At 70.6% G+C, this 20,144-nt stretch carries 15 protein-coding genes; 9 read left to right on the forward strand and 6 right to left on the reverse strand.

From position 1 onward, the window contains the following. Positions 1-9 precede the first annotated feature (9 nt). The gene (locus tag DJ017_RS00440; RefSeq protein WP_165830484.1) at positions 10-2,475 is read right to left on the reverse strand and encodes an ATP-binding protein; all 2,466 of its coding nucleotides are present in this window, start codon (positions 2,473-2,475) and stop codon (positions 10-12) included. Positions 2,476-2,639: 164 nt separating this feature from the next. On the opposite strand from DJ017_RS00440, the gene DJ017_RS00445 reads away from it, so the two are divergent. Both DJ017_RS00445 and DJ017_RS00450 read left to right on the forward strand, forming a co-directional pair. Continuing rightward, positions 2,640-3,548 (forward strand): NAD(P)/FAD-dependent oxidoreductase, encoded by a 909-nt coding sequence (locus DJ017_RS00445; protein ID WP_111526861.1) that lies wholly within the window; start codon positions 2,640-2,642, stop codon positions 3,546-3,548. 204 nt (positions 3,549-3,752) lie between these two features. After that, positions 3,753-4,847: a 3-deoxy-7-phosphoheptulonate synthase gene (locus tag DJ017_RS00450; protein ID WP_111526862.1), complete on the forward strand. Its 1,095-nt coding sequence runs from the start codon at positions 3,753-3,755 to the stop codon at positions 4,845-4,847. On the opposite strand, the gene DJ017_RS00455 is transcribed toward DJ017_RS00450, so the two are convergent. Then, positions 4,844-5,269 carry an Lrp/AsnC family transcriptional regulator gene (locus tag DJ017_RS00455; RefSeq protein ID WP_111526863.1) on the reverse strand — a complete coding sequence of 142 codons (426 nt, stop codon included), beginning with the start codon at positions 5,267-5,269 and terminating at the stop codon, positions 4,844-4,846. The two genes, DJ017_RS00450 and DJ017_RS00455, sit on opposite strands and share 4 nt — an antisense overlap. A 127-nt stretch (positions 5,270-5,396) precedes the next feature. Between DJ017_RS00455 and DJ017_RS00460 the strand changes: the two genes are divergently transcribed. The 5 genes from DJ017_RS00460 to DJ017_RS00480 all read left to right on the forward strand — a co-directional run bounded on the left by DJ017_RS00460 (position 5,397) and on the right by DJ017_RS00480 (position 11,550). Next, positions 5,397-6,500, forward strand: a complete 1,104-nt coding sequence (locus DJ017_RS00460) for a saccharopine dehydrogenase family protein (RefSeq protein ID WP_111526864.1) — start codon at positions 5,397-5,399, stop codon at positions 6,498-6,500. Positions 6,501-6,512: 12 nt separating this feature from the next. Further along, on the forward strand, positions 6,513-8,042 hold the full coding sequence (gene amaB / locus DJ017_RS00465; protein WP_111526865.1) for an L-piperidine-6-carboxylate dehydrogenase: 1,530 nt from the start codon (positions 6,513-6,515) through the stop codon (positions 8,040-8,042). Positions 8,043-8,181: 139 nt separating this feature from the next. Next, positions 8,182-9,096: an AAA family ATPase gene (locus DJ017_RS00470; RefSeq protein ID WP_111529900.1), complete on the forward strand. Its 915-nt coding sequence runs from the start codon at positions 8,182-8,184 to the stop codon at positions 9,094-9,096. Between the two features lie 6 nt (positions 9,097-9,102). Further along, positions 9,103-10,479: a vWA domain-containing protein gene (locus tag DJ017_RS00475; RefSeq protein WP_111526866.1), complete on the forward strand. Its 1,377-nt coding sequence runs from the start codon at positions 9,103-9,105 to the stop codon at positions 10,477-10,479. Between the two features lie 33 nt (positions 10,480-10,512). Next, positions 10,513-11,550 (forward strand): glycosyl hydrolase family 18 protein, encoded by a 1,038-nt coding sequence (locus DJ017_RS00480; protein WP_111526867.1) that lies wholly within the window; start codon positions 10,513-10,515, stop codon positions 11,548-11,550. A 3-nt stretch (positions 11,551-11,553) separates the two neighbouring features. Here DJ017_RS00480 and DJ017_RS00485 read toward each other — a convergent pair whose 3' ends face one another. Beyond that, complete coding sequence (locus tag DJ017_RS00485) at positions 11,554-14,862, reverse strand: carboxyl transferase domain-containing protein (RefSeq protein WP_111526868.1); 3,309 nt, start codon at positions 14,860-14,862, stop codon at positions 11,554-11,556. 264 nt (positions 14,863-15,126) lie between these two features. Beyond that, positions 15,127-15,792, reverse strand: coding sequence for a hypothetical protein (locus DJ017_RS00490; RefSeq protein ID WP_111526869.1), 666 nt, complete (start codon positions 15,790-15,792; stop codon positions 15,127-15,129). Between the two features lie 177 nt (positions 15,793-15,969). Between DJ017_RS00490 and DJ017_RS00495 the strand changes: the two genes are divergently transcribed. Both DJ017_RS00495 and DJ017_RS00500 read left to right on the forward strand, forming a co-directional pair. Next, positions 15,970-16,404: a PaaI family thioesterase gene (locus DJ017_RS00495; RefSeq protein WP_111526870.1), complete on the forward strand. Its 435-nt coding sequence runs from the start codon at positions 15,970-15,972 to the stop codon at positions 16,402-16,404. A gap of 219 nt (positions 16,405-16,623) precedes the next feature. Beyond that, positions 16,624-17,553 (forward strand): glycosyltransferase family 2 protein, encoded by a 930-nt coding sequence (locus DJ017_RS00500; protein ID WP_111526871.1) that lies wholly within the window; start codon positions 16,624-16,626, stop codon positions 17,551-17,553. Here DJ017_RS00500 and DJ017_RS00505 read toward each other — a convergent pair. Further along, positions 17,550-17,951 carry a nuclear transport factor 2 family protein gene (locus DJ017_RS00505; RefSeq protein ID WP_226999966.1) on the reverse strand — a complete coding sequence of 134 codons (402 nt, stop codon included), beginning with the start codon at positions 17,949-17,951 and terminating at the stop codon, positions 17,550-17,552. The genes DJ017_RS00500 and DJ017_RS00505 overlap by 4 nt on opposite strands. Next, a complete protein-coding gene (locus DJ017_RS00510) occupies positions 17,948-20,143 on the reverse strand; it encodes a xanthine dehydrogenase family protein molybdopterin-binding subunit (protein WP_111529902.1) in 2,196 nt (731 codons plus the stop codon). The genes DJ017_RS00505 and DJ017_RS00510 overlap by 4 nt, the downstream gene beginning before the upstream one ends. Position 20,144: the final 1 nt, after the last annotated feature.

A 20,144-nucleotide genomic window follows, 5' to 3' on the forward strand; every position in this document is an offset into this window, starting at 1 on the left:
CGGGCCGGATCAGGCCACCCGCGCGCCGCTCTGAGGATCCTCGCGGCTGATCATGGCGACCATGATCGCCTCGATCAGGGCCATGGCGCGGATGGGCTTGGAGAGGTGGGCGTCCGCACCAGCCTCGAGGCTCGCCTTCACGTGCTCGTCGAGGGCGTTGGCCGTGAGCATGATCACCGGCGTGCGGCGGCCGCCGATCTCCCGTTCGTGGGCCCGCAGGAGGCTGGTGGCCGACAGGCCGTCGAGCTCCGGCATCTGCATGTCCATCAGCACCACGTCGAAGGGCTCGGTCTTCAGGACGTCCAGCGCCAGGGCGCCGTTCTCGACGATGACCGGCGTGACGCCGACCGACTCCAGGATGAGCTGCACGACCTTCTGGTTGGTCGGATGGTCCTCGGCCAGCAGCACCCGCGCCCCGGCGATGTCGATGGTCTCCGGCTCCTGGGCCGCCTCGGCCGCGCTCTCGCCCTCGACGCGCTCCAGCGGCACATGGACGGTGAAGGTCGATCCCTCGCCCGGCTTGGAGGCAACCTCGATACGCCCGCCCATCAGCTCTATGAGCGAGCGGCTGATGGCCAGGCCGAGGCCAGTGCCCCCGAAGCGGCGGCGGATCGAGGCGTCGGCCTGCTCGAAGCGGCGGAACAGGCGCTTCTTCACCTCGGCGTCGAAGCCTATGCCGGTGTCGGACACCTCGAAGCAGACGCCAACGCCGTAGGGCTTCACGCTCAGGACCACCTCGCCGGTCTCGGTGAATTTCACCGCGTTCGAGAGCAGGTTCGAGAGCACCTGGGTGAGGCGGACCGTGTCGCCGGCGAAGCGCCCGACCGCCCCCTCCGCGACACACCACTCGAACATCAGCCCCTTGGATTCGGCCGAGGCGCGGTGCAGCTCGGCGATGCCGGCGACCAGCGAGGTCATGTCGAACTCGTCGCGCGCCAGCTTGATCTCGCCGGCCTCGATCTTCGAGAAGTCGAGGATGTCGGTGAGCACCCGCTCCAGGAGCCGCCCCGAGGAGACGATCAGCTCGGCGAGCTCTCGTCCCTTCTTGGTGGTCTGCTTGCGGGCCAGGGTCTCGGAGATGGCGATGACCCCGTTGAGCGGCGTGCGCAGCTCGTGGCTCATGTTGGCGAGGAAACGGGACTTCTCGGCGTTGGCCCGTTCGAGCTGGGCGGTGCGGTCGCGAACCCGGTCCTCCAGCGAAGACATGACCTGCTCGACCTTCTCGCGCTCCTGCCGTAGCGCCTTGGCGAGGACGCCGATCTCGTCGGGCCGGCGCTCCACGTCGGCCACGTCGGGCCGCTCGGCCGCGCCGAACGTCTCCGGCTCGCAGGAGGCGGCCAGCTTGCGCACCGGCCAGACGATGGTCCGCTGGGCGAGGATCACCACGAGAAGCGTCTGCAGCACACAGGCGATCGCCCCGAGCAGCAGCACCCACGAAGCCGACCGCGCCGCCGAGGCCGCGACCTCGGCCTTGGGATAGGTCAGCAGCATGTACCAGTCGGGCCCTTCGAGGCGGCCGAAGGCGACGATCTGGCGGCCATCGGGGCTGGTGATGACACCGGAGCGGCGGCCGTCCTTGGCGATGGCGGCGGCCAGGCGCCTGAGGCCCAGGGTCTTCTCGTACCCCGCGACGGTGGCGTCCGCGGCCTTTCCGGGGACGATGAAACCCGGATAGGCGATCAGCTCGCCCTTCTGGGTGACGATCAGGCTGGAGGCGCCCGGCAGCGGCCGCTTCACCGCATCGAGCAGGAAGCCGGTCAGCTCGATGGAGGAGCCGAACGCACCCACGTAGCGGCCGTTCACGTAGGCGGGCGTCATGCAGGCGGTGGCGAGCTTCTCGCCGTGCGCATCCTGGACCAGGTGCTGCAGGTTCGTGCAGCGGGTCGCGCGGGACGGATCCTCCTTCGGCGAGGTGAGATAGGCGATCTCCTCCTTGGTCAGGTCGAGATCGGCCGGCGCCTCGTGCCGGTAGAACATCAGTCGGTCGGGCCGCGCCGGACCGTACATGACCAGCCGGGTCGCCGGCGCCTGGAAGAAGTAGAAGTTGTCGTAGTCCTTGCGCGCCGCCTGGCCGAAGTCGGAGACCAGCTCGAAGGAGGCCACCAGCAGCTTCTTCTGCTCCGGCGTCAGCTTGTCGGCGTGGGCGATCAGCGCGCCCATGCCGTAGGTGTATTCGCCATGGTTCATCGCCCCGTCGAACCACTTGTCGAGACTGCGGCGCGTGCCGTCGGGGCGGAGCGGGAAATAGTCCTCGGCGAGCGCGTCCACATCGGCGGCGCTCAACCGGTTCATCCGCCGGCCGAGCTCCTCGGCCGCGGCCTCGTGCAGGGCCGTCAGCTTCGAGAAGCGGCTGTCCACATTGCTGCTGCGTTCGCGGACATAATCCCCGAGGAAGGTGATCTGCCGGTCGGACAGCTCACGGCTGAAGACCACGAAGGCGCCGACGCTGCCGAGGATCGTGACGATCAACGACATCAGGCCGACGCTCACCAGGAAACGACGCGACAAACTCTTCATGGACCCAGCCCGGGAACCCGAAATCGGGTCGCAAATTGAACCTCAGGTGTTGAGGTCCGGTTTATGAGCACAGCCGCGGTTGTGCTGTCGGATCCGTGGGTTGAGGGGACGGAAAGGGCCGAATGCACGATTGCGTAGTGGTGGGCGCCGGGCCTGCCGGACTGACCGCGGCCATCTATCTGGGCCGCTTCCGGCGCGACGTCCTGGTGGTGGACGCCGGCTCCAGCCGGGCGGCGCGGATCCCCTTGAGCCGCAATCACCCCGGATTTCCCGACGGCGTGCGCGGCCGCGACCTCCTCGCCCGCATGCGGCTGCAGGCCGAGAAGTACGGCGCGCGCTTCCGCGACGGCCGCGTCGAACGGCTCGCGCGCGAGGGCGAGGATTTCCGCCTCGACCTCGCCGGCGAGGAAATCCGGGCCCGCACCGTCCTCATCGCTACCGGCCTGATCGACATCGAGCCGGCCATCCCGGGGGTGCAGGAGGCGGTCGCTAAGGGCCTGATCCGCATCTGCCCGATCTGCGACGGCTACGAGACCATCGGCCAGAGGGTGGGGGTCATCGGCGCCGACGCCCACTCCGCCCGCGAGGCGATGTTCATCACGACCTACACGCCGAAGGTCGCCCTGATCCATGTTGGGGCGCCCCAGGACCTGCCGGCAGAGGCGCGCGAGGAGCTCGGGTTCGCAGGCGTCGAGCTGATCGAGACACCCATCGAGAGCGTGGTCCTGGATCGCGAACGGATCGCCGCGGTCTGCTTCGGGCCTGGCCGAAGAGAGGTGTTCGACAGCCTCTATGCGGCGCTTGGCGTACTGCCCCGGAACCAGCTGGCGGTCGCGGCCGGCGCGCAGCTCGACGAAAGCGGCCGGCTGGTGGTCGGCGAGCACCAGGAGACATCCATCCCGGGCCTGTACGCCGCCGGCGACGTGGTGCGCGGGTTGAATCAGATCTCCACGGCCGAAGGGGAAGGCGCCATCGCGGCCACCCGCATCCATAACAGCCTGCGCGAGGCCGAGCGTCACCGCCGGGGGTGACTCCGCGACGTGCGGCCTCTATAAGCCTGTCCCGATGATCCTCGCCGCCAGCCAATATTCGTTTTGGTACTTTGGCTATCCGACGCCCCTGGCGCCGGCAGAGGATCGTTCGGCCTAAGACCAACCGCCGAACCCTCTCGCAGCCGCCAGGAACCTGGCGGCTTTTTTCATGCCGCCGGACCTGCTCCACTCCAGGACCCGACCATGACCCGCCCGACCGAAGACCTCCGCATCCGCCAGCTCGACGTGCTCTCGCCGCCCTCGCAGGTGATCGGCGAGTTGCCGTCCACCTCGCGCATCTCCGACGTGGTGACCGACGCGCGTCAGTCCGTGCACCGCATCCTGCAGGGCGAGGACGACCGCTTGGTGGTGGTCATCGGTCCGTGCTCGATCCACGATCCGGCCGCGGCCATGGAGTACGCCCGCCGGCTGGCGCCGGAGCGGCGGCGTCACGCCGGTGATCTCGAGGTCGTCATGCGGGTCTACTTCGAGAAGCCGCGCACCACCGTCGGCTGGAAGGGTCTGATCAACGACCCGGACATGGACGGCGGTTTCAAGATCAACGAGGGGCTGCGCCGCGCCCGGCGGCTGCTGCTGGAGGTCAATGCGCTCGAGCTGCCGGCCGCCTGCGAATTCCTGGACGTGATGACGCCGCAGTACCTGGCGGACCTGGTGGCCTGGGGCGCGATCGGGGCGCGCACCACCGAGAGCCAGATCCACCGCGAGATGGCCTCCGGCCTCTCCTGCCCCGTCGGCTTCAAGAATGGCACGGCGGGCGATGTGAAGGTCGCGGTCGACGCGGTGCTCGCCGCGTCCAGCCCGCATCATTTCCTGGCCGTGACCAAGGAGGGGCGCGCGGCCGTCGCGGCCACCACCGGCAACCCGGACGCCCACATCGTGCTGCGCGGCGGCAAGCGGCCGAACTACGACGCCACCAGCATCGCCGCCGCCGCCGTGGAGCTGCGCAAGGCGGGCCTGCCCGAGCGGGTGATGATCGACGTCAGCCATGCCAACAGCGGCAAGGACCACCGCAACCAGCCGCCGGTCACGCTGGAGGTCGCCGCCCAGGTGGCCGCGGGGGAAACCGCCATCATGGGCGTGATGATCGAGAGTCATCTCGTCGCCGGCCGCCAGGACCACGTCCCGGGGCGGCCGCTGACCTACGGCCAGTCGGTTACCGACGCCTGCATCGACTGGGAGTCGTCGGTGACCCTGCTCGACAAGCTGGCGGCGGCGGTGCGGGCCCGGCGGCGCGCCCGCACCGGCGAAACCGCCCCTGCGCCGGAGCCGGTGCGCTAGCGATCGAACTTGGTGGAGAGCACGATCGAGGAGTTCGTGCGCTCCACGCCTTTCACCGCACCGATCTCGTCGATAAGGCCGTCCATCTCGGCGACCGACGGCGCCTCGACCTCGGCGATCATGTCGAAGGGGCCGCTGACCGACTGCAGGGTGCGCACCCCGGGCAGGCGGCGCAGCGCCTGGATCACCGCGGCGGCCTGTTTCGGCTCCACCGTCAGCATGACGTAGGCGTGGATCTGCCGGGCGGTCTCGGCCTCGGAGAGCTTCACCGAATAGCCGGCTATCACACCGCTGCGCTCCAGCCGCGCCAGCCGGCTCTGCACGGTGGTGCGCGACAGGCCGAGCGCGCGGGCGAGTTCGGCCACCGGGGCGCGGGCGTTCTCGCGCAGCCGGGCGAGCAGGTGCTGGTCGAGGTCGTCCATCTTGCCATTCCGACGCCATGGTTCGGCGATACGCCCAGAACATCCCTCAATTCCGCCGAACTGCCAATTGAATCCGGCTGAGCCGTGGCCGACGCTTGAGTCTACGAAATCCTGGGAGGCGGAGCACATGCGCAAGATCGCGGTCATCGGCGCGGGCAAGATCGGATCGACTGTCGTCGATCTGCTGATCAGCTCGGGAGCCTATGAGGTCCGGGTCATCGACCAGTCCGCCGAGGCCCTGGCGGCCCTGAAGAGCGGCGTCGAGACGGCGGCCATGCCGATCGACGATCCGGCCAAACTGGCCGAGCGCCTGAAAGGCTGCTTCGCCGTGGTCAACTGCGCCCCGTACCACCTGACGGTGACGGTCGCCCGCGCCGCCGCGGCGGCCGGCGCCCACTACCTCGACCTCACCGAGGACGTCGCCTCCAGCCGCGTGACCCGCGAGCTCGCCCAGACCTCGGGCACGGCGTTCATTCCGCAGTGCGGCCTGGCCCCCGGCTTCATCACCATCGCCGCCTGGGAGCTGGCCAAGCACTTCGACGAACTGCACGACGTTCGCCTGCGGGTCGGCGCCCTGCCGCGCTATCCCTCGAACGCCCTGAACTACAATCTCACCTGGTCGACCGACGGGGTGATCAACGAATACTGCGAGCCCTGCGAGGCCGTGCTGAACGGTAAGCTGCGCGAGGTGCCGCCCCTCGAGGAGTGCGAGGAATTCGCCCTCGACGGGGTGACCTACGAGGCCTTCAACACCTCGGGCGGGCTCGGCACCTTGTGCCAGACCCTCGACGGCAAGGTGCGCAACCTCAACTACAAGACCATCCGCTACCCGGGCCACGCCTCGATCATGAAGGCGCTGCTCAACGACCTGAACCTGCGCAACCGCCGCCACATCCTGAAGGACATCCTGGAGAACGCCCTGCCGGCGACCCTGCAGGACGTGGTCATCGTTTTCGTCACCGTCTCGGGCCTGAAGGACGGGCGGCTGATGCAGGAGACCTACGTCAACAAGGTCTACGCCCAGATGATTGGCGGCGAGATGAAGAGCGCCATCCAGATCACCACCGCCGGCGCGATCTGCGCGGTGCTGGACATGCTGGCCGAGGGGCAACTGCCGCAGAAGGGCTTCATCCGCCAGGAGGACATTCCGCTGGAGGCCTTCCTCGCCAACCGGTTCGGCCGTTACTACGCGCCGGAAGACCAGATCGCCTTTCGCGCCGCCGCCGAGTAAAGCTTCGAGACCATGAACCTGCAGACCAAGATCGCCTCCGCGGCCTCGGAAGCCGCCGAAGTCCTCGAACGCCTGGGCGTCCGTCAGGAGCTGTGGAGCGCCGGCAGCCGCGCCGTCCGCTCGCCCGTCACCGGCGAGACCATCGCCCAGGTCCAGGACACCAGCGCCGAGCGCGTCCAGGCGGCCATCGAGGCGGCGCATGCCGCCTTCCTCACCTGGCGCAACGTCCCGGCGCCGCGCCGCGGCGAGCTGGTGCGCCTGCTCGGCGAGGAGCTGCGGGGCGCCAAGGCGGACCTCGGCCGCCTCGTCACCCTCGAGGCCGGCAAGATCACCTCCGAGGCCGAGGGCGAAGTCCAGGAGATGATCGACATCTGCGACTACGCGGTCGGTCTCTCCCGCCAGCTGTTCGGCCTGACCATCGCCACCGAACGCGCCGACCACCGGATGATGGAGACCTGGCATCCGCTGGGCGTGGTGGGCGTGATCACCGCGTTCAACTTCCCGGTCGCCGTCTGGTCCTGGAACTCGGCGCTGGCGTTCGTCTGCGGCGACTCGGTGATCTGGAAGCCGTCTGAGAAGACCCCGCTCACCGCCCTCGCCGTCCAGGCGCTGTTCGAGAAGGCCTGCGCCCGCTGCCCCGACGCGCCCGAGGGCCTGTCGGCCGTGGTGATCGGCGGCCGCGAGGTGGGCGAGACCCTCGTCGACCATCCGAAGGTGCCGCTGGTCTCGGCGACCGGCTCGACCGCCATGGGCCGCGCCGTCGGCCCCCGCCTGGCGAGCCGCTTTGCCCGCGCGCTCCTGGAGCTGGGCGGCAACAACGCCGCGATCCTCGCGCCCACCGCCGACCTCGACCTCGCCCTGCGCGGCGTCGCCTTCGCGGCCATGGGCACCGCGGGGCAGCGGTGCACGACCCTGCGCCGCCTGTTCGTGCACGAGAGCCTCTATGACGCCTTCTTGCCGCGGCTGAAGTCGGCCTACGCCTCCGTGCCGGTGGGCGATCCGCGCGCGGCGGGCACGCTGGTGGGCCCGCTGATCGACCATGGCGCCTTCGAAGCCATGCAGCGCGCGCTGGCCGACGCCCGCGCCGCCGGCGGCCAGGTGACCGGCGGCGAGCCCGTCGAGGTGGCGGGCGGCCAGGCGGCCTATGTGCGCCCGGCCCTCGTGGAAATGCCCGGCCAGACCGACGTGGTGCGCCGCGAGACCTTCGCGCCGATCCTCTACGTCATGACGTACAAGGACCTGGCCGAGGCGATCGCACTCAACAACGACGTGCCCCAGGGCCTGTCCTCCTCGATCTTCACCAACGACATGCGCGAGGCCGAGCTCTTCACCTCGGCGCGCGGCTCGGACTGCGGCATCGCCAACGTCAACATCGGCCCCTCGGGCGCCGAGATCGGCGGGGCGTTCGGGGGCGAGAAGGAGACCGGCGGCGGCCGCGAGGCGGGCTCCGATTCCTGGAAGGCCTACATGCGCCGGGCCACCAACACCGTGAACTATGGCCGCACCCTGCCGCTGGCCCAGGGCGTGAAGTTCGACATCTGACGTAGGGGCGCCGGCGCTTGGGGTTTGCCCTGAGCGCCGGGGTTCTGCACAATCGGGCCTTTCGACGATCCCATTTCGAAAGTCCGATCCTTTGACCGTTTCCACTTCGGCGGCGCGTGCTTCGGCCGCCGCCAATCCCATGAGCTCCGTCGACGCCCTGATCGAGGGCCTCGCCAGCGTCGGCTACATCGCCTCTCGCCGCATCGCGACGGCGCTCTACATGTCCGCCAACCTGCAGAAGCCGATCCTGGTGGAAGGCTCGGCGGGCGTCGGCAAGACCGAGCTGGCGCTCTCCACCGCCAAGCTGCTCGGCCTGCCGCTGATCCGGATGCAGTGCTACGAGGGCCTCGACGAGTCCAAGGCGCTGTACGAGTGGAAATACGGCAAGCAGCTGCTCTACACCCAGATCCTGAAGGATCGGATGGGCGAGACGCTCGCCGACGCCAAGACCATGGACCAGGCGATGGATCGCCTGCACGGGATGGGCGACCTGTTCTTCTCCGAGCCGTTCCTGGAGCCGCGGCCGCTGATGCGGGCGCTGCGCGAGGATGACGGCTGCGTCCTGCTGATCGACGAGATCGACAAATCGGACGAGGCCTTCGAGGCCTTCCTGCTCGAGGTGCTGTCGGCCTACCAGGTGTCGATTCCCGAGCTCGGCGTGATCGCGGCCAAGACGCCGCCGATCGTCTTCCTCACCTCCAACAACGTGCGCGACCTGGGCGACGCCCTGAAGCGCCGCTGCCTGCACCTGCACATCCCGCTGCCCGAACCGGCGCTGGAGGAGCGGATCGTCGCCAGCCGCGTGCCCGACATCGAGGCCACCCTCACCAAGGAGCTCGTGGCCTTCGTCCAGACCCTCCGCAGCCTCGACCTCCGCAAGGCGCCGTCGATCTCCGAGACGGTGGACTGGGCCCGCGCCCTCGTGCTGCTGCACGCCGGCAGCCTCGACCCGGCGCTGGTGCGCGACACGCTCAACGTCATCTTGAAGTTCGAGCAGGACATCGCCGCGGTCGAACCGCAGATCGTCGACCTGCTGCAGCGCCGGCCGGCGTAAGGGACGATGCAGCACACCCTCGAGGAGTTCATCCGCGCGCTCCGCGCTGCGGACGTGCGCGTCTCGCCGGCCGAGGCGATCGACGCGGCGCGGGCGGTGGCGGTCACCGGCTATGCCGACCGCGAGCTCTTCAAGGACGCCCTGTGCGTCAGCCTCGCCAAGAGCCCGGACGAGGTGGAGCGGTTCGACGTCACCTTCGAGACCTTCTTCACCCGCAACGCCTTCGACATGCCGCCGCCGGACGAGGGCGAGAAGAGCAACGAGGGCGAGTCCGCCGAGCAGGACCAGACGCCGCAATCCGATGCGGCCGCCGAGGGCTCGCAGCTCGCCCAGATGCTGCTGGGCGGCGACCAGGCGGCGCTGCAGCAGTCGATGGAGGAAGCCGCCCAGCGCGCCGGCGTCGCCGAGATCCGCCTGACCACCCAGCGCAGCCGGATGACGCGGCGGCTGCTGGACGAGATGGGGCTGGCCGAGATCGAGCAGATCATCGCCAGCGCGCGCCGCCAGGCCGAGGGCCGGGCCCTCGCCGAGAAGCTCGATCAGCGGCGCAAGGCGCTGGTCGCCCAGGCGCAGGCCTACGTCGAGCGCCAGCACAACCTCTATGCGGCGGGATCGGCCAAGTCGCTGCGCGAGGAGATGCTGGCCCGCAAGGCGCTCAACGCCGACGGCGGCATCGACCCGGTCGACCTCGCCATGATGCAGGCGATCGTCAAGCGCATGGCCAAGCGCCTGGCAGACCGCTACTCGCGCCGCCGGCACATCGCCAACAAGGGCCACCTGGACGTTCGCAAGACCCTGCGAAAGTCGATGGCGCACGGCGGGGTGCCGTTCGAGATCGAATGGAAGATCAAGAAGATCGACAAGCCGTCGATCGTGGCGATCTGCGACGTCTCCAAGTCGGTGGCCGCCGCCGCCCAGTTCCTGCTGACCTTCCTCTACAGCCTCAACGAGGTGGTCGACCGGATGGACGCCTTCGCCTTCTCCGGACGGATGATCAGCGTCAACGACATCCTCGACGAGAACGGTGTCGAGGGCGCGATCCTCAAGGTGCTGCAGACCATCGGCTTCCAGCAGACCGACTACGGCCAGGCGCTGACCGACTTCTGCGACGACCACCTCGACCGGCTGGACCGGCACACGACGGTGATCATCCTCGGCGACGGGCGCTCCAACTTCGCCGAGCCGCGGCTCGACCTGATGAAGCAGATCCACGACCGTTCGCGGGCGGTGATCTGGCTGAACCCGGAGCCGGAGAGCTACTGGAACCAGGGCGACAGCGTCATGCACCGCTACGAGCGGTTCTGCACCGTGGCCAAGCACTGCAACACGCTCGCCCAGCTCGAGCGCATCGTCGACGACGTGCTGCGCACCTACGCCCACTAGCCCTGCACGGCCCGCGGGTCTAAGGGGCGCGCCATGCGGATTCCGACCTCCCTTTGCCTCGGCGCGGCCCTGGCGCTCGCCGTCACGGCCGCTTCGGCCGAGGAGCTCACGGCCTTCTACGTGCCGTGGGAGAAGCCGGCGCTCGCCTCCCTCAAGGCCCATGTGAACGACATCGACGTCTTCGCCCCGTTCTGGGGGAGCCTCGTCGCACCGTCCGGCAAGATCGTCTGGGAGGAGGACCCCGAGGCGCACCTGGTGCTGCGCGAGGCCACGCGGCGGCCGAAGGTCATGCCGATGCTCTCCAACGCGCACGACGACATCTGGGACGTCAAGGCGGCCGAGGCCGTGATCCTCAACCCCACCGCAGCCGCAGCCTTCGCCCAGGGCCTGATCGACCACGCCAAGGCCGACAACCTCGCCGGCGTCGTCATGGACTTCGAGAACCTGACGCCCCGGGCGGTGGCCGGCTATCCGGCGTTCCTGAAGACCCTGCGCCAGCGGCTGAACGCCGCCGGGCTCGAGGTCTGGGTCACCAGCACCATCACCAACACCGACGGCCTGCCGCCGGACCTCGCCGACGACGTCGATGCGGTGGTGCTCATGGCCTACGACCAGTGCTGGGCCACCTCCCACCCCGGGCCGATCGCGGCCGACGCCTGGCTGAAGGCGAACCTCACCGCCAAGCTGGGGAGCCGCGACCCCAAGCGCTACGTGGTCGCCCTCGCCTCCTACGCCTACGACTGGCCGCAGGGCGGCAAGGCCACGGTGGTCTCGGCGGCGAAGGCCCGGCAGATCGCCGCCGCCAACCACGCCAAGGTCGTCCACGTACCCGGCTCCAACCCCCACTTCACCTACCAGGCCGGCGCCGTGCGCCACGACGTCTGGTGGGTCGGCGGCGCGGACGTCGCCCGCCAGCGGGCGATGCTGGCGCCCATGGGCGTGCGCGGCGTCGCCCTCTGGCGCATGGGCCTCGAGGACGCCGCCGTCTGGTCCGCCAAGGTCGAGGCGCCGGCGAGCGTCCAGGCCGCCCCTCTGGGCCAGGCCGCGAGTTGCGAGCCGCTGCGGCCCTGAGCCTCACCACACGTCGACGAACGGGCGCTTCTTGCCGCGGACCTTCGGCGGGACGGGACAGGCCTTGAGGCCGCGGACCAGCCAGGCGCGGGTCTCGGCCGGGTCGATGACGGCGTCGATCTCGACCACGGAGGCGACGGAGAGCGCCTTGCCGGTCTCGTACATCCGGCCGACCAGCTTCTCGAACAGCGCCTGGCGGGCGGCGGGGTCCTGCTCGGCCTCCAGCTCCTTGCGGTAGCCGAGGCGCACCGCGCCTTCGAGGCCCATCGGCCCGAATTCGGCGGTCGGCCAGGCGACGGTCATGGCCGGGGCCGAGAAGTCGCCTGCCGCCATGGCCTGGGCGCCGAGGCCATAGCCCTTGCGCAGGACGACGGTGAAGAACGGCACGGTCAGGCTGGTGGCGGTGACGAAGAGGCGCGAGCCCCGGCGGATCGCCGCCGTGGTCTCGCTCTGTGGGCCGACCATGAACCCGGGCGTGTCGCACAGCGAGAGCACCGGCACGTCGAAGGCGTCGCAGAGCTGGAGGAAGCGGCCGCCCTTCTCCGCGCCCTCGGAATCGATGGCCCCGCCGAGGTGGCGCGGATCGTTGGCGATCAGGCCCATGGGCCGGCCTTCGATCCTCAGGAAGCCGGTGATCATCCCCTTGCCGTAACCGCCGCGCAGCTCGATCCAGGTCCCGGTGTCGGCGAGGGTGCGGATCACCTCGCGCACGTCGTAGGCGCGGACCCGGTTCTCCGGGATCAGGTGGCGCAGGCGCCGCTGGTCCTCGCAGGCCCAGTCCTTCACCGCGCCCTGGAAGACGCCGAGGATCTGCTTGGCGGCCGCCGTGGCCTGCGCCTCGTCCTCGACCAGCAGGTCGAGGGCCCCGTTGGCGTACTGAACGTCCGAGGGGCCGATCTCGTCGGGGGTGAAGACCCCGAGGCCGCCGCCCTCGATCATCGCCGGCCCCCCGAGCCCGATGTTGGAGTAGCGGGTGGCGATGGTGACGTCGGCGCAGCCGAAGAACACGGCGTTGCCGGCGAAGCAGCGGCCCGAGTTGATGGCGATGCGCGGCGCCAGGCCCGAGAGGCGCGCGAAGGTGGTGAAGCTGGTCGTGTCCAGCGACGAGGCGGAGAGCTGGCCGCCGTCGACGTCGCCCGGCCGGCCGCCGCCGCCCTCGGTGTACCAGACGATCGGCGCCTTCCAGTGCTCGGCGAACTCCAGGATGCGGTCGGTCTTCTTGTGGTTGAAGTGGCCCTGGGTGCCGGCGAGGACGGTGAAGTCGTAGGCGAGGCCGACGCAGCGGGCGCGGTCCTCGTCGAAGAGGGCGCCGTTGACCTCGCCGACGCCGACCACGATGCCGTCGGCCGGGGTGTTGACGCGCAGGTCCTCGAGGCTTCGGCGGCGGCGCTGGGCGGCGACCGCCATGGCGCCCACCTCGCTGAAGGTGCCCGGGTCGAAGAGGTCGTCGAGGTTCTCCCGCGCCGTGCGCTGGCCGGTCTTGCGGCGGCGGGCGACGGCGTCCGGGCGAGCGGCGTCGAGGGTCAGCCGGTGGCGCTCGATCACCTCGGCGAGGTCGGGACGGATGGCGTCGAGGTCGATGGCGGCCTCAGCCTCGCCCACCACCTCCTGCTCGGCGGCCTCCTCGACGAAGGCGAGCGGATGGCCTTCGAAGACCGTGTCGCCGGGCTGGACGGCGATGGCGCGGACGACGCCGGCGGCCTCGGCGGCGATCACGTGCTCCATCTTCATGGCCTCCATGATCATCATCGCCTGGCCCTTGCGCACGGTGTCGCCCGGCTGGACCTGGAGCCCGATGACGGTGCCCTGGAGCGGCGCGCGCAGCGGCGTCGTGCCCGCCGGCGCCTCGGGCTCGGCGGCGCGCCCGGCGGCGGCCGATCCGCGGGCCGCGGCGTCGAAGTAGAGCCGGGGATGGGCTTCGGGCGGATGGGCGAGCGCGCCCATGTGCTCTTCGATGAAGCGGGTGTGGACGTCCCCCGCCGCCACGGCCGGCAGGGCGAGCAGGTTCTGCAGGAAGGCGATGTTGGTCTCCGAGCCCTCGATGCGGAACTCCGAGAGGGCGCGGTAGGCCTTGGCGACGGCGCGGGAGAGGCCGCCCGCGCCGGCGTGGACGATCAGCTTGGCCAGGAGGCTGTCGAAGCGGGCGGAGGTCGTGTAGCCGGCGTAGCCGAAGTGGTCGACGCGGACGCCGGGTCCGGAAGGCGGCTCGAAGACCGAGAGGACGCCGCCGGCCGGGCGGGCCGAGCCGTCGTCGGCCATGGTCTCGAGGTTGACCCGGACCTGCACGGCATGGCCGCGGGGCGCGGGAATGTGGGCCTGCTCCAGGCCGAGCTCGGCGAGGCTGCGGCCGGCGGCGAGCTGGAGCTGGATGCGGACGAGATCGAGGCCGGTGATCTCCTCGGTGACGGTGTGCTCCACCTGCAGGCGGGCGTTGCCCTCGATGAAGACGAAGCGCCCGGGACCATCGTTCGGGTGCTCGGCGTCGACCAGGAACTCCATGGTGCCGAGGCCCCTGTAGGCGGCGGCCTCGCCGAGCCGCACGGCGGCGGCGAAGAGCTCGGCGCGCAGGGCTTCGGGCAGGCTGTCGGCGGGGGCGATCTCGATCACCTTCTGGCGCTGGCGCTGGAGGCTGCACTCGCGGTCCCACAGGTGGCTGACACGCACCCCGTCGCCGAGGATCTGCACCTCGACGTGACGGGCGCGGGGCAGGAACTGCTCGACGTAGAGGGCGTCGTCGCCGAATGCGGCCTTGGCCTCGGAGGCGCAGCGCTCGAAGGCCTGTTCCAGCTCGGCTTCGCTCGCCGCGGGACGCATGCCGCGCCCGCCGCCGCCGGCAACCGCCTTGACCATCACGGCGCGGCCAGCGCCGAGGGCGGCGAGGAAGGCCTTGGCCTCGGCGAGGCTGGTCGCCCCTTGCGTGCCCGGCAGCACCGGGACGTCGGCGTCCGTGGCGAGCTGGCGGGCGCGGCCCTTATCGCCGAACAGGTCGAGGGTCTCGGGGCTCGGGCCGACGAAGGTGAGGCCGGCGGCTGCGCAGGCGCGGGCGAAGGCGGGGTTCTCGGAGAGGAAGCCGTAGCCGGGGTGAACGGCGTCGCAGCCGGCGGCCCTGGCCGCGGCGATGATCTGGTCGATGTCGAGGTAGGCGGCGGGGCCGGCGCCCTTCAGGGCCACCGCCTCGTCGGCCTTCTTGATGTGCAGGGAGGCGGCGTCGTCCTCGGAATGGATCGCGACGGTGGCGAGGCCCATCTCGGCGGCGGTGCGGGCGATGCGGACGGCGATCTCGCCACGGTTGGCGATCAGAAGCTTCTTCACTGGCACTCCCCCTGGGGCGGTCTTGGGGCGGTCTCGACGCCGCGTCGCCAGCCATCATGCAAACGCTTGTTCGAGAGGGAAGCGGAAAGAGGCGGGAGTGGCCTGCTCCTTTCCCAGGCGCATCGCGCCATGGGAGAGGTTGGAGAGGGCGGCGCAGGCGCTTTGGACCGGTCGCCGGGATCGGACCCGCGCGCTCGGCAATATCAGGCAGGCGCTGCGGCCGGTCCGCGCCCTACGGGTCCAAGGCTTCGGCGATGGCGGACTCTAAGCCGAGTTCCAGACGTCGCGGTCGGGCTCGTCCAATGCTCCCCCCGAGGGGGAGCTGTCCCGGAAGGACTGAGGGGGTTGAGGGGCAGTGGGGAGAGGTGAGCGGGCTTCAACCCCCTCCGGTCCTTCGGACCACCTCCCCCCGAGGGGAGGATTTGACGGGGAAGGATTTGGACTCCAGCCGGGGAAGGCGAGGCCGAGTTCGTCGCAGAGGCGGCGGAGCTGGGTCTCGACGGGGGCCTCGGCGAAGCCGTCCTCGAGGACGTCCTCGGCAAGGAAGGCGTCGAGGTGTTCGGTCAGCGCCTCGCGGCGGTCCTCGTCCTGCTCGTGCTCGTCCCAGACGAGGCGGGTGACGGCGGCCTGGAGGTAGGCGCGGCGACGGCCGATGCGGCGGTTCTCGTCCTCGATCGCGGCCTTGCGCCCGGCCTCCGCCGCCGCCTGCGCCTGGCGGCGGGCGTCGTGGCGCAGCCTGGCCTCCAGGGCGATGGTCTGGCGCAGGGCGCGGCCCATGCGGTGGAAGGCGAGATGGTGGGCGCGCTTCTCCTCCGGCGCCTCGGCGGCGAGGGCGGCGGCGTGCAGGTCGTCGGCCAGCTCGGCCGCCTGCTCGGCGAACCGCGCCAGGAGCCGGCCGTGCCGCTCCATCATCTCGGCGTCGGTTTCCATTGAGAACAAATATAGAACATCGAGGCTGCGGGAAGTCAAGGAAAGAACCGCGGAAAGCGCAGAAGGACGCGGAAGGCGGTGGCCCGGTGCAAGGGGTCCCGGGCGTGGCCTGCGGCCAAACCGGGATGACACCGAGGGTGGAGCAGCTAGGCTGTCCGGGAGCTTAGGGGAAAGCGCATGCCGGCGACCGTGAACCGCACCAGCGTCGAGGACCTGAACCGGGCCAACGCGGGCAAGCTGCCGGGGCATCTGGGGCTTGAGATCGTCGAGGTCGAGCCGGGCAAGGTGGTGGGCCGCTTCGCCGTGCGCGCGGACCTCGTCGCCCATACCGGCTACCTGCTCGCGGGGGCGGTGCTGTCGGTGGCCGACATCCTCTGCGCCTACGGAGTCTCGACCGCCTGGCCGGAGGGGGCGAGCGGCTTCACCACCGCCGAGGTGAAGGCGAACTTCATGGGCACCCTGCGCGAGGGCGAGGTGCGCTGCACGGCCGAGCTGCTGCACGGCGGGCGCACGACCCAGGTGTGGGACGCCAGGGTCGAGGACGCGGCGAGCGGCAAGCTCATGGCCGCCTTCCGCTGCACCCAGATCATCCTCTACCCGCGCGGCGGCTGAGGCGGATCAACCGGCTGTTGCGGCGGGCGAGGGCTTGGGCGGCGCCCGCCCGCCGGGCGGCGCCACCTCAGGTTTTGACGACACGGCATGCACGCGACGCCCCGATGCGGCGCCTGGCTCTCCCCAAGATTGGTGAGGAGATCTGGCCACGGATTGCGCCAGGAACCTCAATGATCTGAACATGTTCCGGGGAGATCGACTCCCAGGGAGAAGGCGAGCGTGCAGGTCGCCGTGCTGATACCCGCGAAGGACGCCGCGCCGACAGTTGGGCGAGCGGTCGGCTCCGCCCTGACCGATGCGGCGACCGCCGAGGTGGTCGTCATCGATGACGGCTCGACGGACGACACGGCCGATGCCGCCCGGCGGATGGACGACGGATCGGGCCGGCTGCGGATCCTCAGGCAGGCCAACACCGGCCCCTCGGGCGCCCTGAACCGCGGGCATGCCGCCTCGACCGCGCCCTATGTCTGCGTCCTCGACGCCGACGACTTCTTCCTGCCCGGCCGCCTGACGCGGATCTTCCAGGAGAGCCGGACGGACTGGGACATGGCGGCCGACCGGCTGCTGCTCGCGCGGGAAGGCGCCGAGGACGGCCCCTATGAACACTGGGGCGGCGCCATACCGGCCGACGGCCTGGTCAGCTTCGCCGCCTTCGTGAGCGGCAACATCACCGATCCGAAGCGCCCGCGCACCGAGCTCGGCTATCTGCAGCCGGTGTTCCGGCGCGATTTCCTGGACGCCCATGCGATCCGCTACGACGAGGCCGTGCGGCTGGGCGAAGACTACCTGTTCTACGCCGAGGCGCTGGGCCAGGGGGCCCGCTTCGAGGTCGTGCGAAGCTACGGCTACGTGGCGGTCGCGCGGGCCAATTCGCTGAGCCACCGCCACAGCTCCAGCGACCTGCACGCACTTCTGCAGGCGGACCGGCGGTTGCTGCAGACCCTGGAGCTGACCCCGGAGGAGCGGCGCGTGCTGCGGCGGCACATCCACTTCGTGCGCCAGAAGTGGGCCTACCACTTCGCCCTCGACGCCAAGGCGCAGGGCGACCTCGGCGCGGCGCTGCCGCGGCTGATCCGGAACCTGGACGTGCTGGGCTATGGCGTGAACCGCACCCTCAGGGCGAGGCTCGGCCGACGCGCGCCGGTCTAGCCCCGGAACCTCGCCTCGTGGGCGGAGTCGAAATATTCGTCGAGGCGGGTGATGCGGCCGTCCTTCACCCGGCAGACCAGGGTGGCCGGCAGCTCGACCTCGACCCCGTCCGGGCGGCGACCGGTGAGGCGGTGCTGGTGCACGAAGCCGCCTGGGAAGACGTCGAGCCGCCGGTCCCGGTAGCGGATCTCGCCGATGTGCCGGGTGAAGCCCTTGAGGACCTTCAGGTTCTGGTCCTTGGTCTGGGCGAGGCCGTCGGTGTTGTGCCAGATCGCCGCCTCGTCCGCGTAGCAGGCGGCGACGGTCTCGATGTCGCCCGCCTCGACGGCGTCGAAGAACCGCTTGGCGAGGGCGGCGATGGACTCCCGGCCGTCCAGGGTTTGGGCGTCGTCGCTCATGCCTTGAGGCGCCCGGTGTCGATCGGCAGCTCGCGGACGCGCTGGCCGGTGGCGGCGAAGATGGCGTTGCACAGCGCCGGCAGGGCCGGCGGCAGGGCCGGCTCGCCCAGGCCGGTGGGCGGATAGTCGGTGAGGACCCACTTCACCTCGACCGGCGGGGCGTCGGCCATGCGCAGCAAGGGGTAGGTGTCGAAGTTGGCCTGGACGACCTGGCCGTTCTCGATGGTGATCTTCTGGAACAGGGCGGCCGAGAGGCCGTCGATCACCGCGCCCTGCACCTGGTTCATGGCGCCGGACGGATTGACGATCTGGCGGCCGACGTCGGCGGCGACCCAGACCTTGTCGACCTTGACCGTCCCGTCGCGGGAGACGGTGGCCTGGACCACCTCGGCGAAGTAGCCGAGGTGGCTGAAATAGCAGGCGACGCCCATGCCGGTGCGGGAGGGCAGCTTCACCTTGCCCCAGCCGGACATCTCGCCCGCCGCCTTGAGCACGCCGCGCATGCGCTCGGCGTTGTAGCCGCCGGGGCCGCCGACCACTTTCTCGGTCCCGAGGAGGTCGATCTGGAAGGCCAGCGGATCCTTGCCGGCGGCGTGCGCCAGCTCGTCGATGAACGACTGCATGACGAAGGCCAGGGCGTTGGAGCCGGGCGCGCGCAGCGGACCGGTGGGCACGCCGAGCGGCATGGCCGAGACGCCGAGCTGGCAGTTGGCGAGGAACCGCGCCGGGAACTCGTTGGGGCTCATGCCCGCCGAGGGGGCCGGCTGGTCGGGCGCGGCGCCGAAGGTGACGAAGTGGTCCTTCCAGGCCGTGATCCGGCCCGAGGCGTCGAGCCCGGCCTCCAGGAAGTGGAAGCCGGCGGGGCGGTAGAAGTCGTGGCGGACGTCGTCCTCGCGGGTCCAGAGGAGCTTGACCGGCGCCTTGGCCTGGCGGGCGATGGCCGCGGCCTCGACCATGTAGTCGTTGTTGAGCCGGCGGCCGAAGCCGCCGCCGCAGCGGGTCATGTGGACGGTGATGTCGTCGGGCTGGAGGCCGAGGGTGCGGGCGACGAGCTGGCGGCCGGGCTCGGGGTTCTGGGTCGGAGCCCAGATCTCAAGCTTGCCGTCCCTGAACTCGGCCGTGCAGTTCATCGGCTCCATGGGCACGTGGGCGAGGAAGGGATAGGCGTAGGCCGCCTTCACCGTCTTCGCCGCGCCCTTGAGGGCCGCGTCGGCGTCGCCGTCGTTGCGGACGATCTTCTGCGGCGCGCCGGCGGCGAGCTCCCTGGCGCGCTGGGCGAAGGCGGCGCTGCCCTGCTGGGCGGTGGGGTGGTCGGCCCACTTCACGGCGAGCCGGTCGCGGCCCTTGCGGGCGGCCCACCAGCTGTCGGCGACCACGGCGACGCCGGGCAGGAGGCCGGAGAGCTCGGTCCCGCCATCGACCACGAAGGCGTCTCTCACGCCCTTCACGGATTTGGCGGCGGCGAGGTCGGCGCCGGCCACGCGCGCCCCGAAGACGGGCGCCTTCTCGTAGGTGGCGTAGAGCATCCCCGGGCGCTTCACGTCGATGCCGAACAGGGGCTGGCCGGTGACGATCCTGGCGGTGTCGTACTGCGGCTTGGCGTGGCCGACGATCCTGTAGTCCTTGGGGTCCTTCAGCGGCACGGACTTGGGATCCGGCGGGGTGACGGCGGCGCACTGGCCGGCGAGGGAGCCGTAGCTCGCCTTGCGCTTCGTGGCCGCGTGGATGACGACGCCGCGGTCGGTGACGCATTCGCCGGCCGGGCAGTTCCAGGCGAGGGCCGCGGCCTGGACCAGCATGGCCCGCGCGACGGCGCCCACGCGGCGCAGCTCGTCCCAGTGCAGGGGCGTGGCCATGGAGCCGCCGGCGAACTGGCGGCCGTAGGTCTTGGGATCGTTGTCGGCCTGCTCGATGCGGACCGCCTCCCACGGCACGTCCAGCTCCTCGGCGATCATCATCGGCAGGCTGGTCTTGATGCCCTGCCCGATCTCCGGGTTCTTGGACATGATCGTCACGACGCCGTCGGGAGCGATGCGGACGTAAGCGTTGAGCGGCTTGGCGCCGGCGTCGGCGGCGCCCGCCTTGGGGGCGATGGAGAAGGAGAGCACCAGGCCGCCGGCGGCGCTGGTCGCCTTGATGAAGTCGCGGCGCGAGGCGCCCGCAGGTTGTTGGAGGGTCGGTTGGACGGTCATG

The organism is Phenylobacterium soli (genome assembly GCF_003254475.1).
Classification (GTDB): domain Bacteria; phylum Pseudomonadota; class Alphaproteobacteria; order Caulobacterales; family Caulobacteraceae; genus Phenylobacterium; species Phenylobacterium soli.

Coding starts and splice junctions, on each gene's coding strand:
- DJ017_RS00480 (WP_111526867.1), top strand. CDS start 10,513: ATGCGGATTCCGACCTCCCTTTGCCTCGGCGCGGCCCTGGCGCTCGCC.
- DJ017_RS00450 (WP_111526862.1), top strand. CDS start 3,753: ATGACCCGCCCGACCGAAGACCTCCGCATCCGCCAGCTCGACGTGCTC.
- DJ017_RS00460 (WP_111526864.1), top strand. CDS start 5,397: ATGCGCAAGATCGCGGTCATCGGCGCGGGCAAGATCGGATCGACTGTC.
- DJ017_RS00475 (WP_111526866.1), top strand. CDS start 9,103: ATGCAGCACACCCTCGAGGAGTTCATCCGCGCGCTCCGCGCTGCGGAC.
- DJ017_RS00505 (WP_226999966.1), bottom strand. CDS start 17,951: ATGAGCGACGACGCCCAAACCCTGGACGGCCGGGAGTCCATCGCCGCC.
- DJ017_RS00440 (WP_165830484.1), bottom strand. CDS start 2,475: ATGTCGTTGATCGTCACGATCCTCGGCAGCGTCGGCGCCTTCGTGGTC.
- DJ017_RS00490 (WP_111526869.1), bottom strand. CDS start 15,792: ATGGAAACCGACGCCGAGATGATGGAGCGGCACGGCCGGCTCCTGGCG.
- DJ017_RS00510 (WP_111529902.1), bottom strand. CDS start 20,143: ATGACCGTCCAACCGACCCTCCAACAACCTGCGGGCGCCTCGCGCCGC.
- DJ017_RS00445 (WP_111526861.1), top strand. CDS start 2,640: ATGCACGATTGCGTAGTGGTGGGCGCCGGGCCTGCCGGACTGACCGCG.
- DJ017_RS00455 (WP_111526863.1), bottom strand. CDS start 5,269: ATGGACGACCTCGACCAGCACCTGCTCGCCCGGCTGCGCGAGAACGCC.
- amaB (WP_111526865.1), top strand. CDS start 6,513: ATGAACCTGCAGACCAAGATCGCCTCCGCGGCCTCGGAAGCCGCCGAA.
- DJ017_RS00470 (WP_111529900.1), top strand. CDS start 8,182: ATGAGCTCCGTCGACGCCCTGATCGAGGGCCTCGCCAGCGTCGGCTAC.
- DJ017_RS00495 (WP_111526870.1), top strand. CDS start 15,970: ATGCCGGCGACCGTGAACCGCACCAGCGTCGAGGACCTGAACCGGGCC.